Raw genomic sequence first — 19,719 nt, 5'->3', positions numbered from 1 at the left:
TGATACAAAGACGAAACTCAGAAAAGAAAGTTTTGAAGTGAATCAGCTTGTTTGGTTGTGAGCGCTAGAGATAGCGGAGCAGAAATAGAGAAAAGTTATTAAAGGAATAATCCTGGCGGCGATAGAGCGGTGGTCCCACCTGACCCCATACCGAACTCAGAAGTGAAACGCCGATGCGCCGATGGTAGTGTGGGGCTTCCCCATGTGAGAGTAGGACACCGCCAGGTAGTGAATATAGAACCCCGAGCTGAATGGCTTGGGGTTTTTGTTTATGGATTTTTATTAAAAACTCTATAGAATGATCTCAATTTTTATTTCTCAATATAAACAATGAAAAATTTTAGATATTTTGCACAACGCTATGTTGACTGGGTTATTCGATTAGGTCGAGTTCGCTTCTCTTTACTTGGCATTGCTATTCTTGCGATTTTGGCTCTTTGTATACAAATCTTATTAAGTACATTGTTTAGTGATGGTATTCACTGGAGTGATATTGTTCGCTCGATCACTTTTGGTTTGTTTACTGCTCCTTTTGTTATTTATTTCTTTACGCTACTTGTTGAGCGATTAGAGCGTTCCCGTTTAGAGCTCTCTAAAACGCTCGCTCGATTAGAAAAAAATAATCGTGATAAAAGTACCTTACTGGCTACCATTAGCCATGAGTTACGTACCCCATTAAATGGAATCATTGGCTTAAGTCGAATTTTATTAGATGATAAATTAACCGAACAACAACAGAATTATCTGAATACGATTAATCTAAGTGCAGTCAGTTTAGGTCATATTTTTAGTGATATTATTGACTTAGATAAGATCGACTCTAAACGTATTGAATTAAATATCCAGCCTTGTGATTTCCATTCACTACTTAATGATTTCTATAATTTTGGTACCTTAATGGCAGAACAAAAGGGGCTAAAGTTTTCTTTAAATCAGTATGAGAATTTACCTAATTGGCTTTATCTCGATCGTGCTCGGATCAGCCAAATTCTTTGGAATCTAATTGGTAATGCGGTGAAATTTACTGATAAAGGTGAAGTTATCCTAACAGTACAGAAAATCCAAGATAATCAATATCAATTTAGTGTTGCAGATACGGGGGCAGGTATTGCTTCTTGCGAACTGGATAAGATTTTTACTATGTATTATCAAGTTAAAGATAATATTCACCGTTCCGCAGGAAGTGGCATCGGTCTTGCGATTTCTAAGAATCTTGCGCAGTTAATGCAAGGGGATTTAACCGTTGAAAGTGAGTTGGATAAAGGTTCTACTTTTTATTTAACGATTATTGCGGATAAAGCTCAAGCTAATGATATGAATGCTGAAACAGCCATGCAGCATCTTTCTATTTTATTAGTTGAAGACGTTGAATTGAATGTGGTTGTGGCCAAAAGTATTCTTGAAAAACAAGGTCATTATGTTGATGTTGCCATGAATGGTGAACAGGCGATCCGACTATTTGAGAAAAATACTTACGATATTGTTTTTCTTGATATTAAATTGCCTGATATGTCAGGTTTTGATATCGCACAATATCTGCGAAAAAACTACGAAGAAGGGATTTACGATTTTCTTCCACCTTTAATTGCCTTTACAGCAAACGTGATGCACAGTGAAGAAGAATATCAAGAGCAGGGAATGGATGGGGTATTACGCAAGCCACTTTCTTTGGTTGAATTACGTCAGTGCTTTAAAACTTTTTTAGGCGATGATATTGAATGTATCTCTAATGAAGAAGAACCTCCTCAGGTTCAAGAAGGCATCAATATTTCACTTATTGAGTTAATCGGAAAATCTCAAGCTAAAGCTAATGTTGATTTATTTAAACAATGGATGCCGATTTATTTAGATGAATTAGAAACAGCGTATGACGATTATCTTGCAAACTCAAATATGCAACAAACAGTGTCAGATGTCGCACATAAAATTAAAGGTGCAGCCGCGTCGGTAGGACTAGTTAATGTGCAAAATATCGCAAAACAGGCTCAAGATACCTCATTACCAAATTGGACATCTGATATTGCTTCATGGATAAAGCAACTCAGTAATGAATGGTCTCAAAATGTAGCTGAATTAGAAGCATATTTAGAAAAATAATTCATGACACGTCATTTTCAAATTTTGATCAGTGAGAATATGCCGTCTAATTTGCCGGCAAATACCTTGATCATTAATGAGTTTTCTAAAATTCAAAATCTTCTTGGGCAAGAGTTTGAGACGATCTTGTTTGATGCACGAAAAGGTATCCATTTAGAGGCGCTCGCCATTGCGGCCGGTACATTAAAAATGAATGGTGCCTTAATTGTTTTGCTATCAAATTGGGAGAAACTTCATTCCCAAATAGACGAAGATAGTCTTCGTTGGTCAGGTTCGCTTGAGGCAATTACGACGCCAAGATTTATTGCATATTTTAAGCATTGTATTCATAAATATGATTTTCCCGTCCTTTATCATCAAAATGATTTAAAGTTTGACCGCACTTTTCAGCAGTTATTTGTAAACCACAATGCGACCTTAGATCAGCAGAAAACCATTGAGCAAATCTTACAAAAAGAATCTGAACTTTACTTTCTTACTGCCAAACGAGGAAGAGGGAAATCAGCTCTAGCAGGCTTATTAGCGAATCAACTGGATACTAAAATTTACCTCACAGCTCCAAATAAAAGTGCGGTCAATATTTTGGCTGAATTTTCACAAAAAGAAATTATCTTTATTGCACCAGATGCGCTTTTCCTTGCTTTGCAAAATGATCCTTCTTTTTCTGAAAATGCTTGGCTTTTTGTTGATGAGGCGGCAATGTTGCCGATTGCTCAACTCACTGCTTTTTCCCAGCATTTTAAGCATATTCTATTTACGACTACCATCCATAGTTATGAGGGAACGGGGCGAGGCTTTGAGCTTAAATTTAAGCAAAAAATTAACCGCACTTTTTCTGATTTTGAGCTTATTGAACCGCTGCGTTGGTCGAAAGATGATGCTTTAGAGGCGTTTATCGATGAGCTTTTATTATTGAATGTAGAGGATGACTTTAAACAAACGCCATACGATAAAAGCAAAATATGCCAAATTACTGAACGCTCACAAGAGGAAATACTTTCTTCATTGTCTCAATTCTATGGCTTGATGACATTAGCCCATTATCGTACATCACCATTAGATCTACGGCGATTGTTTGATGCTAATTCACAGCGTTTTTTTACCGCTGAAAATGAACAAGATTTATTAGGTGCAGTTTGGGCATTAAAAGAAGGCGGGATTGAAGATTCAGCCCTCATTGAAGCGATTCAACAAGGTAGTAGACGCCCGAAAGGCAATCTCGTCCCGCAAGCACTTTGTTTTCATGCTCAGCTACAAAAGGCTTGTGAATTGCATTCTTTACGTATTTCGAGAATTGCGGTCCAGCCTATGTGGCAGCAGCATGGTATTGGTACACAACTTATTGAATACATCACACAAAATACCGATCTGGATTATTTATCAGTGAGTTTTGGTTATACCAAAGAACTGGCTCAATTTTGGCAGAAATGTGGTTTTTCTCTTGTTCATTTAGGCGAGCATTTAGAGGCGAGTAGTGGTTGTTATTCAGCTATTGCTCTAAAAGGGCTTTCTGCACAAGGGATTGAATTAGAAAGAGAAGCAAAGCAATCTTTTCAACGGAATATGCCTTTGTCTTTCCATCCACTTGCTCAGGAATTTAATACCACATCAGTAGATTGGGAATTGCTTGATGAAGATTGGTTAAGTCTAAAAAACTTCGCTTATTTTCACCGCACTTTAGCTTCCACTTTGCCGGCAATTCGTCGATTTTTAATGAATTTAGATGAAAAAGATTGTCCTTTAATGCGAGATTATTTCATCACAAAACAGATACCCTATAACAAGAAAAATGGGTTAAAATTATTCCGTTCGGAAATTGCACAAAAATTAAAAAAGGAGGCAAGATGAGCGAACAAGAAAAAAAAGGTTGGTTTCGCAAAGCCGTAGATGAATATAATAAGTTTTGTAAAGAGCTTGGTTTAGATAAAGGCTCTTGTAGAGGCTGTATGCCACATATCGAATTCGATGATGATGGGCATGTAAAAAAAGAGAAGCCACTTGAACCACTCAAAAAATAGGAGAAACAGGGTTAATTAACCCTGTTTTTTTATACAGATAATTATTGAAAAGTAGAGTGAATTTGCTAAACTAACTCGCTGTTCAAATAAAAAAATGAGATAAAATTGACCGCACTTATGAAAACAACCTATTTTAATTTTGATATTCCAACTCAGCCAAATGATCATAAAATTCTTGGCAACGTATTAACGGGTGCTGATGCACTTGCGGTTAGTGAAATTGCAGAGCAATATGATGGATTGACGGTGGTTGTGACGCCGGATACCAAAGGTGCGGTTCGTTTATCACAAGTTTTACCGGATTTAACTTCTCAGCCCGTTCAGTTTTTTCCTGATTGGGAAACGTTACCTTATGATTCTTTTTCGCCTCATCAAGAAATTATTTCTTCTCGTTTAAGTGCGCTATTTCATTTGCAAAATACTAAAAAAGGCATCTTTGTTTTGCCAATTAGCACATTAATGCAGCGAGTGTGCCCGCCGAAATATCTACAGCATAATGTCCTTTTAATTAAAAAAGGCGATCGTCTTGTCATTGAAAAATTACGATTACAATTAGAGTCAGCGGGATACCGTTCCGTAGAACAAGTGTTAGAACATGGTGAATATGCCGTGCGCGGATCTCTTTTAGATCTTTTCCCGATGGGAAGTACGGTCCCGTTTCGCTTAGATTTTTTTGATGATGAAATTGATTCGATTCGTACTTTTGATGTCGATACGCAGCGAACGTTAGATGAAATTCAATCTATTAATTTATTACCTGCACACGAATTTCCAACAGATGAGAAAGGTATTGAGTTTTTCCGCACACAATTTAGAGAAACCTTTGGTGAAATTCGTCGTGAGCCAGAACATATTTATCAGCAAATCAGTAAAGGCACATTAATTTCAGGGATTGAATATTGGCAGCCGCTATTCTTTGATGAAATGGCAACATTGTTCGATTACTTGCCCGAGAAAACGTTATTTGTGGATATGGAAACAAATCAAGCGCAAGGTGAACGTTTTTATCTTGATGCTAAACAGCGTTATGAGCATCGAAAAGTTGACCCGATGCGCCCTCTTTTACCGCCAGAACGTTTGTGGCTAAGCATTGATGCGGTAAATCATGCATTAAAAAATTATCCTAAAATTAATTTTAAAGTAGAAAAAGTGCGGTCATCTGTTCGTCAGAAAAATTTAGCGGTGTCCGCATTACCAGCCGTGACCATTCAATCACAGCAAAAAGAACCGTTATCGCAACTTCGTCAGTTTATTGAGCATTTTAAAGGAAATGTTCTATTTTCAGTTGAAACTGAAGGACGACGTGAAACCTTACTGGATTTACTTTCACCATTAAAAATTAAGCCTAAACAGATTAAAACCTTATCTGAAGCCAATCAAGACAAGTTTAATCTGTGGGTAAGTCGTCTTGAGCAAGGTTTTATTCTTGATGAGGCTAAACTCGCCGTCATTACAGAGCATGAAATTTTAGGCGAGCGAGTACAACAACGTCAGCGTGATAAACGTAAGGCGGTGAATCCGGATACCTTAGTGCGCAATCTGGCTGAATTAAAAATTGGGCAGCCTGTGGTACATTTAGATCATGGTGTTGGGCGTTATGGTGGCTTAGTGACACTCGATACTGGGGGCTTAAAAGCAGAGTATTTACTGATCAATTATGCGAATGAGTCCAAACTTTATGTGCCGGTTGGTTCTCTTCATTTAATTAGTCGCTATGTGGGGGGCTCAGATGAAACCGCACCATTACATAAATTAGGTAATGAATCATGGGCGAAAACGCGTCAAAAGGCCGCAGAAAAAATTCGTGATGTGGCTGCTGAATTACTTGATGTGTATGCCCAGCGAGAAGTGAAAAAAGGCTTTGAATTTAAATATGATCGTGAGGAATTCCAGCAATTTGCTGCAACCTTCCCTTTTGAAGAAACGCACGATCAAGCTATGGCGATTAATGCCGTCATTTCAGATATGTGTCAGCCCAAAGCAATGGACCGTTTAGTTTGTGGTGATGTGGGCTTTGGGAAGACGGAAGTAGCGATGCGAGCCGCATTTTTGGCAGTAATGAATCATAAACAAGTGGCTGTATTGGTTCCAACAACCTTGTTAGCTCAACAGCATTATGAGAATTTTAAAGATCGTTTTGCTAATCTGCCGGTTAATGTGGAAGTGCTTTCTCGTTTTAAAACAGCCAAAGAGCAAAAACAAATCTTAGAAAATTTAGCCGAAGGAAAAGTCGATATTCTAATTGGAACCCATAAATTAATTCAATCCGATGTGAAGTTTTCTGATCTTGGCTTACTTATCATCGATGAAGAACATCGCTTTGGTGTGGGACAAAAAGAGAAAATTAAACAACTTCGAGCGAATATTGATATTTTAACGCTTACCGCAACACCAATTCCTCGTACTTTGAATATGGCGATGAATGGTATTCGCGATCTTTCTATTATTGCGACACCACCGGCTCGTCGAGTGAGTATCAAAACGTTTGTTCGTCAGAAGGATGATTTAATTATTCGTGAGGCCATCCTGCGTGAAATTTTACGTGGTGGGCAAGTTTATTATTTACATAATGATGTGGCGAGTATTGAAAATACGGCTGAAAAACTGACCGCACTTGTACCAGAAGCTCGAGTCGTGATTGGTCATGGTCAAATGCGGGAACGTGAACTTGAACGCGTGATGAGTGATTTTTATCATCAACGTTATAACGTATTAGTTTGTTCCACCATCATTGAAACAGGAATTGACGTACCAACGGCAAATACGATTATTATTGAACGTGCAGATAATTTTGGTTTAGCTCAGCTTCACCAGTTGCGTGGTCGAGTAGGGCGTTCCCATCATCAAGCTTATGCGTATTTGCTTACACCTCCGCCGAAATTAATGACGAAAGATGCGAAACGTCGTTTAGAGGCATTAGAAAGTTTAGATAACTTAGGTGCAGGTTTCATCCTTGCGACGCACGATTTAGAAATTCGCGGTGCAGGTGAATTATTAGGGAATGAACAAAGTGGGCAAATTGAGAGCATCGGTTTTTCACTTTATATGGAATTGCTTGATGCAGCAGTTAAAGCCTTAAAAGAGGGCAGAGAACCTTCATTAGAAGAGATTACACATCAACAAGCTGAAATTGAGTTACGTGTTCCAGCTTTATTGCCAGATGACTATCTTGGTGATGTGAATATGCGTTTATCGTTCTATAAACGCATTGCTGCAGCAGAAAGTAAGCAAGAGTTAGATGAATTAAAAGTTGAATTAATCGATCGCTTTGGCCTATTACCTGAAGCAACTAAAAATCTTTTACAAATTGCAGAGATGCGTTTAATGGTGAAACCATTAAAAGTACTGAAAATCGATGCTGGGGCTCAAGGGGGCTTTATTGAATTCTCACCTTCAGCAAAAGTTGATCCAGAAAAATTCATCAAATTAATTCAACAAAATCCAATTGTTTATCGCTTTGATGGTCCACTAAAATTTAAGTTTGTAAAAGCACTTCCAGAAAACAAAGCGCGGCTAGAATTTGTAATGGATTTAGTGAAGACGCTACTGAGTAGAGAGTAAATAAAAAGGCTGACAAAATGTCAGCCTTTTTTTCTACGTTTGATTAGTGAAGCGCTTCAACAACGCTTAAGAACATTTTTAAGATACCGGCGTTTAATAAGTCGATAAAGAATGCCCCTACCATTGGTACGATTAAGAACGCTTTGTGAGATGGTCCGAAACGACTGGTAATCGCTTGCATGTTAGCTACGGCTGTTGGTGTTGCACCGAGACCGAAACCACAGTGACCCGCACTTAATACAATAGCATCATAATCTTTACCCATCATACGGTATGTGACGTAGATAGCGAAGAAAGCCATGAAGACAACTTGAACTGCTAAGATAACTAATACATCTGTTGCAAGACCTGCTAATTCCCAAAGTTTGAGAGACATCAAAGCAATCGCTAAGAAGATAGATAAACCTACGCTACCTAATACGTCAATCGCTGAATCAGCCACTTGGAATTTGAATAAGTGGGTTAAGCTGTTACGAATGATTACACCTGTAAATAAACACCATACGAATGTTGGTAATTGAATGTGTGTACCTTTTGTTAAGCCATCTAAGTATTGACCGATGAGTAAACATAAAGAAAGCATTGCGATGGTTTCAATGATTGAGCGCGCATTAATTTTACGTTTGTAAGTTGGGTGCTCAAATGCTTCTTGTACGTCATCTACTTCATCATTCTCCGGGTTTTCACCTTGTTTTTGATGATTTAATAAATAACGAGATACTGGACCACCTAAGATACCACCAAAGACTAAACCGAATGTGGCACATGCCATGGCGATTTCTGTTGCAGCCGGTAGATTAAATTCTTTAGTGAAAGTTTCTGCCCATGCCGCACCTGTACCATGACCACCGGTTAGGGTAACTGAACCGGCCAGTAGACCATAAGCAGGATCAATACCTAATAATTGAGTACCTAAAATACCGATGACATTTTGGCAAACAATGAGTATTCCCGCTGCCAATAGGAAGATAACTAATGGTTTTCCGCCTTTAATTAAGCGAGCAAAGTTTGCACTTAAACCGATAGAGGAGAAGAATACCAACATCATCGATGTTTGTAAGCTTTTCTCAAAAGTGAATGAAGTGCCATTTACTTTATATAAAACCGTTAATGCAATAGCCACAATAAAGCCGCCAACGACAGGCTCTGGGATATTGAATGTTTGTAAAACCCGAATGCGTTTTACTAGAAAAAAACCGAGTAATAATACAAAACTTGCTAAAGCAAGTGTTTGATAGGTATCAAAAACAATATTCACGAAATATCCTCCTATTTAGTTTGGTTTCGAGAATTCTTATGAGTTGTGTTCAGGTTCAACCACCACAATGTCAACATTACTATGTAATCCTCGTGGTAACTGGGAGCCTTTTCTGCCGCGTTCCGCACGGAATTTTTGCAGATCTTCCGGTTTTAATGTGATTTTTCGTTTACCGGAATGGAACTCAAGGCTGGCTTGCTCTGAAATTAAGAACAATTTCACCAATAATTCTGACCGCGCTTTTGCATTCGCTGCTGGAATACTGATGATTTTGTTGCCTTTCCCTTTTGATAATGCCGGTAAATCCCGTACCGGAAAAATCAGCATTCGACCCGCTGAAGTGAGGGACACAAGAAGTGAGGCCGACTCGGAAAGTGTCTCAGGTTTCAAGACTTTCGCATTTTCTGGCAAAGAAATCAAGGCTTTTCCCGCTTTATTACGTGCAATTAAATCTTCAAATTTGCAAATAAAACCGTATCCTGCATCTGATGCCATCAATAATTCTTGTTTTTCAGGTTCCATAATAACCTTTTCAATCGTCGCACCTGCCGGTAATGTAAGTTTACCGGTGAGTGGTTCACCTTGGGAACGCGCAGAAGGCAAGCTTAATGGATCTAAAGCATAGCTACGACCAGTACTATCAATAAAGATTACGGGTTGATTGCTTTTACCACAAGCGTGAGCGAGATATTTATCGCCTGCTTTATAACTTAAGCCTGCCGGATCAATGTCATGACCTTTCGCACAACGAATCCAGCCCATTTCAGATAAGATAACAGTAACGGGTTCAGCCGGACTCATTTCACTTTCAGAAATGGCTTTTGCTTCTTCACGTTCAACTAATTGAGACATTCTAGGGCTGGCGTATTTTTTTGCATCTTCTTGAATTTCTTTTTTGATCAAAGTATTTAAGCGACGTTCAGATCCTAAAATTAACTCTAAATTTGACCGCTCTTCTTCGAGTTTATCTTTTTCAGCTTGTAATTGATGTTCTTCTAATTTGGCTAAATGGCGTAAACGTAAGTTTAAAATGGCTTCTGCCTGTTCATCACTTAAGTTAAAGCGAGCCATTAAAACTTGTTTTGGTTCATCTTCAGTACGAATAATCTCAATCACTTCGTCAATATTGAGGAAGGCAATCATCAAACCATCTAAAATATGTAAACGAGCGAGCACTTTATCTAAACGATGTTGTAAACGACGTGTCACGGTAGTGCGACGGAATGTCAGCCATTCAGTGAGGACTTGAAGTAAGCCTTTCACGGCTGGTTTATGATCAAGCCCGATCATATTCATATTTACACGATAGCTTTTTTCGAGATCGGTCGTCGCAAATAAATGCGCCATTAAGGCATCCGTGTCAACGCGATTTGAACGTGGCACAAGTACGATACGCACAGGATTTTCATAATCTGCTTCATCACGAATATCTTCCACCATTGGCAATTTTTTTGCTGTCATTTGCTCAGCAATTTGTGCAATAATTTTTGATGGTGAAGATTGATGAGGAAGTGCGCTAATGATGATTTCACCATCTTCTTTATGCCATGTCGCACGCATTTTGATAGAGCCACGGCCAGTTTCATACATTTTGCGAATATCATCTTTAGGGGAAATAATTTCCGCTTCAGTTGGGAAATCCGGGCCTTGAATGATATTGAGCACATCATCTAATCCTGCTTTTGGATTATCTAATAGCATCACAGCTGCATCTGCTACTTCATTAATATTGTGTGGCGGAATATCGGTTGCCATTCCGACGGCAATCCCAGTGGTACCGTTCAAAAGAATATGAGGCAAACGTGCAGGCAAATATTGTGGTTCTTCTAAGGTGCCATCAAAGTTTGGTTGAAAGTCAACAGTGCCTTGACCCAATTCAGTTAATAGAATTTCAGAAATTTTGGACAGGCGAGATTCTGTATAACGCATTGCCGCGAATGATTTAGGATCATCTGGTGCCCCCCAGTTTCCTTGACCATCTACTAAAGGATAACGGTAAGAAAAGGGCTGAGCCATTAATACCATGGCTTCATAACAGGCAGAGTCACCATGTGGATGGAATTTACCTAACACATCACCGACGGTACGTGCAGATTTTTTAAATTTTGCCGCGGCATTTAAGCCAAGTTCAGACATCGCATAGACAATACGACGTTGAACAGGCTTTAAGCCATCTCCAATAAAAGGCAATGCACGATCCATAATGACGTACATTGAATAATTAAGGTAAGCCTTTTCTGTAAAGGTGCGAAGTGGCATCTGCTCGATGCCTTCGTAGTTAATATTGCTCATATTTTTCTAATCTATTTTCTTGTTGCACCAGAATTTGCATCTGAATGTTCGTGAGGAGAATGTCCCATATCTATTCCTTTATGGCTGTCTATTTCATAAGGAACGGGTTGCGGTTTTTGTGGATTGGCTTCTTTAAAGGCTTCGTCTTTTAATTTGCCGGAATAAATATTTGGATTTTTTTCGCCTTCAACTACAATATGTCCCATTGTGCCTTTGTTTACAGCGCGGAAAATGGAATGATCCATAAAGACATAAGTACCCGGCACATCAATTCGAGTTTCTACCATGGTGGCACTGCCAGATGGAATCAAGGTCGTTTGAACATTGTGATTAACAAGTGTGCCGCCTTCTACATACACATTGTCAAATACCGCACCGATTAAGTGGAAAGAAGAGCATAAATTCGGCCCCGCATTTCCTACAAATAGGCGAATTGTTTCTCCAGTTTTTGCTTTTAAGGCATTTTCATCCATGGTTGCGCCGACTTTGCCGTTGAAGAGGACATATTCTGGGCGCTCATCAATAGCTTTTTTCATACTAAACGGTTGCAAGCCAGGATCGCCAAATTCACCTTTTGTATAGAATTCACTTTGCATAAGGTAAAATTCACGATCCACTTTTGGTAAGCCTTCTTTTGGCTCAACTAAAACTAAACCATACATCCCTTTAGCAAGGTGAATATCAACAGGCTGACTGCCACAATGATATAAATAAATGCCAGAACGTAATGCTCTAAATTGGAAGGTGGATGTACGTGTTGGTGGCGTTTCACTCGCAATAGCACCACCCATTGGCACAGCGGCAGCGTGAAAATCGATACTGTGCGGCATCATTGAACTCGCTGAGTTGGAAAGTTGGACTTCCACCATATCGCCTTCGCGTACACGAATGAATGGCGCAGGCACGCTACCGTTTAATGTCCAGAATTTAAATTGTACACCATCCATCAAATCCATAATTTGCTCAAGTGCGGTCAGTTTTACCACGACTTTTGCAGGGTGATTACGTTCAATCGGTTTTGGTACATTGGGGGCAAGCGTCAGCTCAGCTTCAATTTCAGGTAAATTTTCAACCGCAGTGGTTGCCATATTAGAGGACTTTTCCTCTGCTTGAGCTGAAGGAATAAGGCTTAAACCTGCACCTAATGTAATCGTTGCTAGGCCTAGTGCACTATTCTTAAAAAAATCTCGACGTTGTTCGTTCATGATTAACCTCAAATAATTAAACAGCTAAATCCACTTGATCTCCATTGGTTTGCAACCAATTTTTGCGATCTTCCGCTCGTTTTTTGGCGAGTAACATATCCATTAATTCTAATGTTTCAGCCCCTTGATCTTCGCCTAGCTCATAGGTTAATTGAACTAAACGGCGTGTATTCGGATCCATGGTAGTTTCACGTAATTGTGACGGATCCATTTCACCTAAACCTTTAAATCGTTGTACGTTTAAGGTGCCTTTTTTACTTTTTAAGCGTTCTAAAATCGCTTCTTTTTCGCTTTCATCGAGGGCATAAAACACTTCTTTGCCTAAGTCGATACGATAGAGTGGTGGCATTGCCACATAAACGTGTCCATCTTGAACCAATTTAGGGAAGTGACGTAAAAAGAGTGCACAAAGCAGGGTGGCGATGTGCAAACCATCAGAGTCCGCATCGGCTAAAATACAGACTTTACCGTAACGAAGTTGAGATAAATCTTCATTATCAGGATCGATACCAAGCGCCACTGCAATATCATGAATTTCCGTTGAGCCAAGTACTTGATCACTAGCCACTTCCCAAGTATTTAAGATTTTTCCACGTAACGGCAGGATTGCTTGATATTCACGGTCACGAGCCTGTTTGGCTGAGCCGCCCGCAGAGTCACCTTCTACTAAGAATAATTCGGTTTTTTCTAAATTTTGTGATGCACAATCGGCTAATTTACCCGGTAGAGCAGGGCCGCTGACTAATTTTTTACGTACGACTTTTTTTGCAGCGTTTAAACGACGTTGTGCAGAGCTAATGGCCATTTCAGCTAAGCGATCGGCATCTTGTACGTTCTGGTTTAACCACAAACTGAAGGCGTCTTTTAAAACACCCGCAACAAAGACCGCACTTTGACGAGAAGATAAGCGTTCTTTCGTTTGCCCGGCAAATTGGGCATCCTGCATTTTCAGTGAAAGAATATAAGCACAGCGATCCCAAATATCGTCTGCGGTTAATTTCACGCCACGTGGTAATTTATTGCGGAATTCGCAATATTCGGTCATGGCATTGAGCAAGCCTTGGCGAAGACCATTTACGTGTGTTCCGCCTTGGACTGTTGGAATCAAGTTTACATAGCTTTCAGCAATAAGCTCGCCACCTTCAGGTAACCATAACAATGCCCAGCTTACCGCTTCTGTGGAGCCTTTAAATTCACCAACAAATGGTTTTTCAGGCAAGGTTTCAAAACCATTTACCGCTTCAGTTAAGTAATCGGATAAACCATCTTGATAGCACCACACATCTTCAGTGTTATTCACTTTATCGACAAATTTAATTTCTAAGCCAGAACAAAGCACGGCTTTCGCACGTAATAAGTGGCGTAAACGACTAACAGAAAAATTCTTGCTATCAAAATATTTTGGATTCGGTCTAAAATGAACGGTGGTGCCGGTTGTACGTCTGCCACAAGCCCCGATGACTTCTAATTCTTCTACTTTTGCGCCATTTTCAAAGGCAATTTTATACACTTCACCGTTACGTTTAACTTGAATATCAACGCGTTCAGAAAGGGCATTGACGACAGAAATCCCCACCCCGTGTAAACCACCGGCAAATTCATAGTTTTTATTCGAGAACTTACCGCCAGCATGAAGTTTGGTTAAGATCACTTCGACACCAGAAACGCCTTCAGTTGGGTGAATATCCACAGGCATTCCGCGGCCATTATCAATGACTTCAAGCGATTGATCGGCGTGTAAAATCACTTCAACTTTGGTGGCAAAACCCGCAAGGGCTTCGTCCACACTGTTATCGATAACTTCTTGAGCAAGGTGATTTGGACGGGTAGTGTCCGTGTACATGCCGGGGCGAATTTGCACCGGTTCGAGATCTTTTAAAACCGTAATTTCTTGAGCGGAATAATTTGTAGTCATTTTTAAAATTAGTTACTTATTTATAAAAAAATTAGCGTGATTTTATCAAAAAATGACGCGTTTATAAAATCAAAGATGAGAAAAGATAAGGATACTATATCAAGTAAAAGTGCGGTCAAAATTTGACGTGAATTTTGACCGCACTTGGGGTTCATTTGAATCTATTTAATCTGTTATGGAGTGAGTTATCGAGATACTAAGCTTTTGTTGCTAAATATTCCTGCAAGCCTTTATCTCTCAATTTACAGCTTGGGCATTCCCCACAGCCACCTTCAACACCTTCATAGCAAGTGTGGGTATGCTGACGAACATAATCTAACGCACCTAATTCATCAGCTAATGCCCAAGTTTGTGCTTTGGTGAGATACATTAGCGGTGTTTTTAAATTGAACGGATAATCCATGGCTAAATTAAGGGTGACATTCATGGATTTAATAAACACATCTCGGCAATCGGGATAGCCACTGAAATCTGTTTCACATACGCCTGTGATAATGTCATTAATACCTTGTCCTTTTGCGTAAATTGCCGCATACAATAAGAAGAGCGCATTTCGGCCATCCACAAAGGTATTCGGTAATTCCCCGTCTTTTTGCTCAATGTCAGCATTTGCATCCATTAAGGCATTGTGAGTGATAGATTTGATGACAGATGTATCAATCAACGTTTGTTTTACGCCGAGATCTTTGGCGATCCAACGGGCTTTTTCTAATTCAATGGCATGACGTTGGCCGTATTGAAAGGTGACGGTTTCAACATTTTCTACGCCATATTCGGCAATAGCTTGAATTAAACAGGTTGTGGAATCTTGTCCACCAGAGAAGATCACAAGGGCTTTACGGTTGAGATTAGGATTTGAAATATTCATAGGATACCTAGTTTTTTTATGTAGGAGGTTTGCGAACTACAAGTTAAAAATGAGGCGGTATTGTAGAAGTCAAAGATAAATTTTGCAAGAAAAGGACTAATTTAAGCAGGTAAGGCCAACAAAAGTTATGATACAATTTGGACAAGTTAGTTTTAAAAAGGTAAACACAATGAAAAAATTAATTCTTATTGTTATCGGTGCATTAGTGATTTCAGCTTGCGCAAATAAAGACGTTTATTTTAATGGTTCAGAAGGATCTCATTCAGGCATGAAATTTGATAAAGACACTCGTCATTGGGGCGTTAATCAATAATTGTTTTGACAAAAGAAAAGCCATACAGTTGTATGGCTTTTTTATTAAATAACTTCTTCTTGGCAATGTGGGCAAGTCATTAAATGTTCTTCATTATTGTGCACAATATAATGGCCCATTTTTTTCGCTTTGGTATCAAGATATTTCGTATTGTAACGGTTTTCACCTACATTCAATGGCACACGTTCTACGATATTAATGCCTGCTTTTTTCATCGTTTCTACTTTTTGCGGGTTGTTTGTCATCAAGCGAACTTGCTTCACACCTAATAATTCAAACATATCGGCACACACATTAAAGTTACGTTCATCAGCTTTAAAACCTAATGCAAGATTGGCTTCAATAGTATCCATGCCTTGATCTTGTAATGAATAAGCACGAATTTTATTAATTAGACCAATACCTCGTCCTTCTTCACGATGATAGATCAACACACCACGACCCGCTTCGCTAATTTGACGTAGCGCAGCCGCCAGTTGGAAACCACAATCACATTTCAAACTGTGTAATGCATCACCCGTTAAGCATTCCGAATGAATACGGGCGAGTACAGGCTCATCTTGGTTTGAAATATCACCCATTACTAATGCGACATGTTCTTTTTTTGTATCGGGAAATTCAAATCCGACCATTTTAAATATACCATATTCGGTAGGCAAATTGGCTTGAGCAACCAATTGGATTTTTGACATAACTTATCCTTTTTCAACTTTATTCTGCTAAAATATGCACTTTATTTTTATTATCAAGAGGCAACAATGTTTAAAAGGCTGTCATTATATACGTTATTCCTTTGTCTTGTACCATTTTTTGTTTGGGGTTTTGCTTATCATTGGCATGGAAACAACCAATTAATGGAATGGGATTATTGGCTTTATCTTTTAACCGAAACAGGTAGTGTGCCTTACGCTTTAATTACCTGTGGTGTGTTTGCTTTACTTTTCCGTTTTCTTTTTGAAAATCGTAAACAGTGGATTATGGGCGTGATTGTAATGGGCCTGTCGGTATTATCCACACAAGTGATTAAAACAGGTTTAAAAACGGTTTTTGCCGAGCCACGTCCTTTCACCGTCTATTTAGCGGAAAAAACAGAAAGCACTACGGATGCTTTTTATCATCAAGATCGTTCAGAGCGTGCAAAATTAGTTGATAAATTTTATTCTACACAAGCCGATACACCAGCCTGGTTAAAAGCGCATTATGAAGATGAAACAGGTTATTCTTTCCCATCAGGACATTCTATTTTTGCAGCCACTTGGCTAATGTTAGCCGTTGGATTTAGCCAATTATCAGGTAATCGTTCTTTTAAAGCGGAATTACTGATTGGTGCCATGACCATTTGGGGAGTATTAATGTTGATTAGCCGAGTCCGCCTTGGAATGCATTATCCTATCGATTTATTTGTGGCGATAATTTCGGCGTGGATTGTTCATTTAATTATTTTTGATTTCTTACAGAAGAAAGGCTTGTTTAACAATAAATAGGATCAAAGACCGGTTTTAGTGATAAAGCTGGTCTTTTTTTTATGCTTGTACAAAATATGATTTTTGTCATGGATTTTCATTTTGATTTCAAGGAAAATACAGCCTATATATTCCAACAAATTTGACCGCTCTTTTAAGGAGACAATATGTATTACGGTATTGATATTGGTGGCACAAAGATTGAATTGGCTGCCTTTAATGAAAAATTAGAAAAACTTTATACTGAGCGCGTGCTAACACCACAGACAGATTATCAAGATTGGTTGCAAGCGATCAAAGTTTTAGTCGAACGTGCGGATGCTCATTTTGGTGAAAAAGGCACGGTAGGCCTTGGGTTGCCAGGATTTGTTAATTTAACAACAGGGCTTGCTGAGGTGACGAATATTCGTGTCGCAGATAATAAGCCCATTTTAACTGATCTTGAGAAAATACTCGGGCGTGAAGTGCGAGCTGAAAATGATGCAAATTGCTTTGCGCTTTCTGAAGCTTGGGACGAAGAGAATACCCAATATCCTTCCGTATTAGGGCTGATTTTAGGCACTGGTTTTGGTGGTGGCTTTGTGATTAATGGCAAAATTCACTCAGGACAAGTGGGGATGGCAGGGGAGTTAGGGCATCTTCAATTAAATTATCATGCCTTAAAATTATTGGGTTGGGATAAAGCCCCTATTTATCAATGTGGTTGTGGTAATCATGCCTGTTTAGATACGTATATTTCAGGTCGCGGTTTTGAAATGTTGTACCGAGACTTAAAAGGCGAGGCATTATCAGCGAAAGACATTATCGATCGCTTTTATGCGGAAGAGGAAAGTGCGGTTGATTTTGTTCGCATTTTTGTAGAGTTAGCGGCTATTTCTATCGGTAACATTATCACTGCATTTGATCCACATATGATTGTTCTTGGTGGTGGTTTATCGAATTTTGATTATCTCTATGAAGCGTTACCAAAAGCATTGCCACCTCATTTAATGCGTAGTGCAAAAGTGCCACCAATCAAAAAAGCAAAACATGGTGATTCTGGTGGAGTGCGTGGTGCTGCAGCATTATTTTTAAAACGTGAATAGATTTAATCTAAAAATACAGCAAAAATCTGAATAAATTTTGTGTTATAGGATAAAAATCCAGTTTCTTTTTAAGAAAACTGGATTTTTTCTTTTATCTCTCTACAATCAAAATATTGATTTTTTTAAGCGAGGTTTTTATGTTGACAGAATTTGGAAACTGGATTGAGCAAGGTTTAACATGGGTTGTTGAACATTTAGATGAGCCATTATGGAATATCACGATTGTTATTTTATTAGGTGTAGGCTTATTTTTTACGATTACAACAGGCTTAGTACAATTGCGTCTTTTCCCTGCAAGTATACGTGAAATGTGGTTTGGACGTGCTACTGAGGGGAATTCTTTAACACCATTCCAGGCATTTGCAACTGGGCTTGCAAGTCGAGTTGGTGTTGGTAATATCAGTGGTGTGGCGACAGCTATAGCGCTTGGTGGTGAAGGTGCGGTGTTCTGGATGTGGGTAACCGCATTTATTGGCATGTCGAGTGCTTTTGCAGAATCTACCTTAGCACAAGTATTTAAAATTCAAGATAAGGATGGTTCTTTCCGTGGTGGCCCCGCTTACTATATTACACAAGGTTTGAAATCTCGTTGCTTGGCTGCAGCGTTTGCTATTTCACTTATTTTTACCTTTGGTTTTGCATTTAATTCAGTACAAGCAAACTCAATCGTAGAAGCAACTAAAAATGCTTGGAATTGGCAAGGTGAATATGTTGGTCTTGTTTTAGTTGTTTTAACTGCTGCGATTATTTTCGGTGGCGTGAAACGTATTGCGACCATTTCTAGTAGCGTAGTACCGATGATGGCACTCTTTTATCTAATTATGGCGGTAATTATCTTAGGCATGCATATTGATATGATCCCAACGGTAATCGCCAATATTTATAAAAGTGCCTTTACTTTCCAATCTGCTGCTGGTGGTATGTTTGGTGCTTTAGTGTCTAAAGCCATGATGATGGGGATTAAGCGCGGATTATTCTCTAATGAAGCGGGGATGGGGTCAGCCCCAAATGCGGCCGCAGCGGCACATGTAAAACATCCAGTAAGCCAAGGTTTAGTGCAAATGCTTGGTGTATTTGTAGATACCATGATCGTATGTACTTGTACGGCAGTGATTATTCTGCTTTCAGATAATTACGGCAGTGAAACACTGAAAAGTATTTCCTTAACGCAAAATGCATTGCGTTATCATGTAGGTGAATTTGGCGTACACTTCTTAGCTTTCATCTTATTGCTTTTCGCTTATTCTTCTATCATTGGTAACTATGCTTATGCGGAAAGTAACATTCGCTTTATTAAAAATAAACCTTGGTTTGTATGGTTGTTCCGCTTATCGGTATTGTTCTTTGTTTATTTCGGTTCAGTAAAATCAGGCAATGTCGTGTGGAATTTTGCAGATACGGTGATGGCTGTGATGGCAATTATTAACTTAGTCGCGATTGTTTTACTTTCCCCGATTGTGTGGAAGTTAATGAAAGACTATCAGCGTCAATTAAAAGAAGGAAAAGAGCCTGAATTTAAAATTGACCTCTATCCTGAAATTAAAAAACGAGTATTAGATCATCGAATTTGGAAATAAACTTTGATAGGCACAATAAAGGCGGGATATCCCGCCTTTATTTTTAGATTAAAATTCTGCTTACAGA

General features: G+C 39.0%; 14 protein-coding genes, 1 rRNA gene and 1 riboswitch. Of the genes, 9 read left to right on the top strand and 6 right to left on the bottom strand.

The features are described 5' to 3' along the window. The first annotated feature begins 111 nt into the window (after nucleotides 1-111). The 5 genes from rrf to mfd all read left to right on the top strand — a co-directional run bounded on the left by rrf (nucleotide 112) and on the right by mfd (nucleotide 7,676). Nucleotides 112-227, top strand: a 5S ribosomal RNA gene (gene rrf / locus A9500_RS04110). A 103-nt stretch (nucleotides 228-330) separates the two neighbouring features. Next, complete coding sequence (locus tag A9500_RS04105) at nucleotides 331-2,097, top strand: ATP-binding protein (RefSeq protein WP_065244013.1); 1,767 nt, start codon at nucleotides 331-333, stop codon at nucleotides 2,095-2,097. Between the two features lie 39 nt (nucleotides 2,098-2,136). After that, on the top strand, nucleotides 2,137-3,945 hold the full coding sequence (locus A9500_RS04100) for a tRNA(Met) cytidine acetyltransferase TmcA (protein WP_083180293.1): 1,809 nt from the start codon (nucleotides 2,137-2,139) through the stop codon (nucleotides 3,943-3,945). Continuing rightward, entirely contained in the window at nucleotides 3,942-4,115 is a 174-nt protein-coding gene (locus A9500_RS10710) for a DUF5363 domain-containing protein (protein ID WP_179854556.1), read from the top strand. Before A9500_RS04100 ends, A9500_RS10710 begins: the two co-directional genes overlap by 4 nt. Nucleotides 4,116-4,232: 117 nt before the next feature. Then, a complete protein-coding gene (gene mfd, locus A9500_RS04095; protein ID WP_065244017.1) occupies nucleotides 4,233-7,676 on the top strand; it encodes a transcription-repair coupling factor in 3,444 nt (1,147 codons plus the stop codon). Between the two features lie 43 nt (nucleotides 7,677-7,719). Here mfd and gltS read toward each other — a convergent pair whose 3' ends face one another. From gltS to queC, 5 genes are all read right to left on the bottom strand, one after another. Further along, on the bottom strand, nucleotides 7,720-8,934 hold the full coding sequence (gltS, locus tag A9500_RS04090) for a sodium/glutamate symporter (RefSeq protein WP_065244011.1): 1,215 nt from the start codon (nucleotides 8,932-8,934) through the stop codon (nucleotides 7,720-7,722). A gap of 36 nt (nucleotides 8,935-8,970) precedes the next feature. Continuing rightward, nucleotides 8,971-11,226: a DNA topoisomerase IV subunit A gene (parC, locus tag A9500_RS04085; protein ID WP_065244010.1), complete on the bottom strand. Its 2,256-nt coding sequence runs from the start codon at nucleotides 11,224-11,226 to the stop codon at nucleotides 8,971-8,973. An 11-nt stretch (nucleotides 11,227-11,237) separates the two neighbouring features. After that, nucleotides 11,238-12,431 (bottom strand): copper-containing nitrite reductase, encoded by a 1,194-nt coding sequence (gene nirK / locus A9500_RS04080; protein WP_065244009.1) that lies wholly within the window; start codon nucleotides 12,429-12,431, stop codon nucleotides 11,238-11,240. Between the two features lie 16 nt (nucleotides 12,432-12,447). Next, entirely contained in the window at nucleotides 12,448-14,346 is a 1,899-nt protein-coding gene (gene parE, locus A9500_RS04075) for a DNA topoisomerase IV subunit B (protein WP_065244008.1), read from the bottom strand. Nucleotides 14,347-14,542: 196 nt separating this feature from the next. Beyond that, the gene (gene queC / locus A9500_RS04070) at nucleotides 14,543-15,214 is read right to left on the bottom strand and encodes a 7-cyano-7-deazaguanine synthase QueC (protein WP_065244007.1); all 672 of its coding nucleotides are present in this window, start codon (nucleotides 15,212-15,214) and stop codon (nucleotides 14,543-14,545) included. A gap of 1 nt (nucleotide 15,215) precedes the next feature. Continuing rightward, a riboswitch (PreQ1 riboswitch) is annotated at nucleotides 15,216-15,260 on the bottom strand. A gap of 123 nt (nucleotides 15,261-15,383) precedes the next feature. Here queC and A9500_RS04065 point away from each other — a divergent pair. Then, the gene (locus tag A9500_RS04065) at nucleotides 15,384-15,527 is read left to right on the top strand and encodes a hypothetical protein (RefSeq protein ID WP_014065561.1); all 144 of its coding nucleotides are present in this window, start codon (nucleotides 15,384-15,386) and stop codon (nucleotides 15,525-15,527) included. 44 nt (nucleotides 15,528-15,571) lie between these two features. On the opposite strand, the gene ribA is transcribed toward A9500_RS04065, so the two are convergent. Then, nucleotides 15,572-16,219, bottom strand: a complete 648-nt coding sequence (gene ribA, locus A9500_RS04060; RefSeq protein ID WP_005696347.1) for a GTP cyclohydrolase II — start codon at nucleotides 16,217-16,219, stop codon at nucleotides 15,572-15,574. A gap of 66 nt (nucleotides 16,220-16,285) precedes the next feature. Here ribA and A9500_RS04055 point away from each other — a divergent pair, with 66 nt between their 5' ends. The 3 genes from A9500_RS04055 to A9500_RS04045 all read left to right on the top strand — a co-directional run bounded on the left by A9500_RS04055 (nucleotide 16,286) and on the right by A9500_RS04045 (nucleotide 19,652). Then, nucleotides 16,286-17,011, top strand: a complete 726-nt coding sequence (locus A9500_RS04055) for a phosphatase PAP2 family protein (RefSeq protein WP_065244006.1) — start codon at nucleotides 16,286-16,288, stop codon at nucleotides 17,009-17,011. Between the two features lie 146 nt (nucleotides 17,012-17,157). Beyond that, nucleotides 17,158-18,075: an N-acetylglucosamine kinase gene (nagK, locus tag A9500_RS04050; protein ID WP_065244005.1), complete on the top strand. Its 918-nt coding sequence runs from the start codon at nucleotides 17,158-17,160 to the stop codon at nucleotides 18,073-18,075. A gap of 137 nt (nucleotides 18,076-18,212) precedes the next feature. Next, the gene (locus tag A9500_RS04045; protein ID WP_065244004.1) at nucleotides 18,213-19,652 is read left to right on the top strand and encodes a sodium:alanine symporter family protein; all 1,440 of its coding nucleotides are present in this window, start codon (nucleotides 18,213-18,215) and stop codon (nucleotides 19,650-19,652) included. The last annotated feature ends 67 nt before the right edge of the window (nucleotides 19,653-19,719 follow it).

This window comes from Haemophilus sp. CCUG 60358, from assembly GCF_001679485.1.
Classification (GTDB): domain Bacteria; phylum Pseudomonadota; class Gammaproteobacteria; order Enterobacterales; family Pasteurellaceae; genus Haemophilus_D.
The sequence above is the reverse complement of the archived record's forward strand: the minus strand, read 5'-3'. Positions and strand labels throughout refer to the sequence as shown.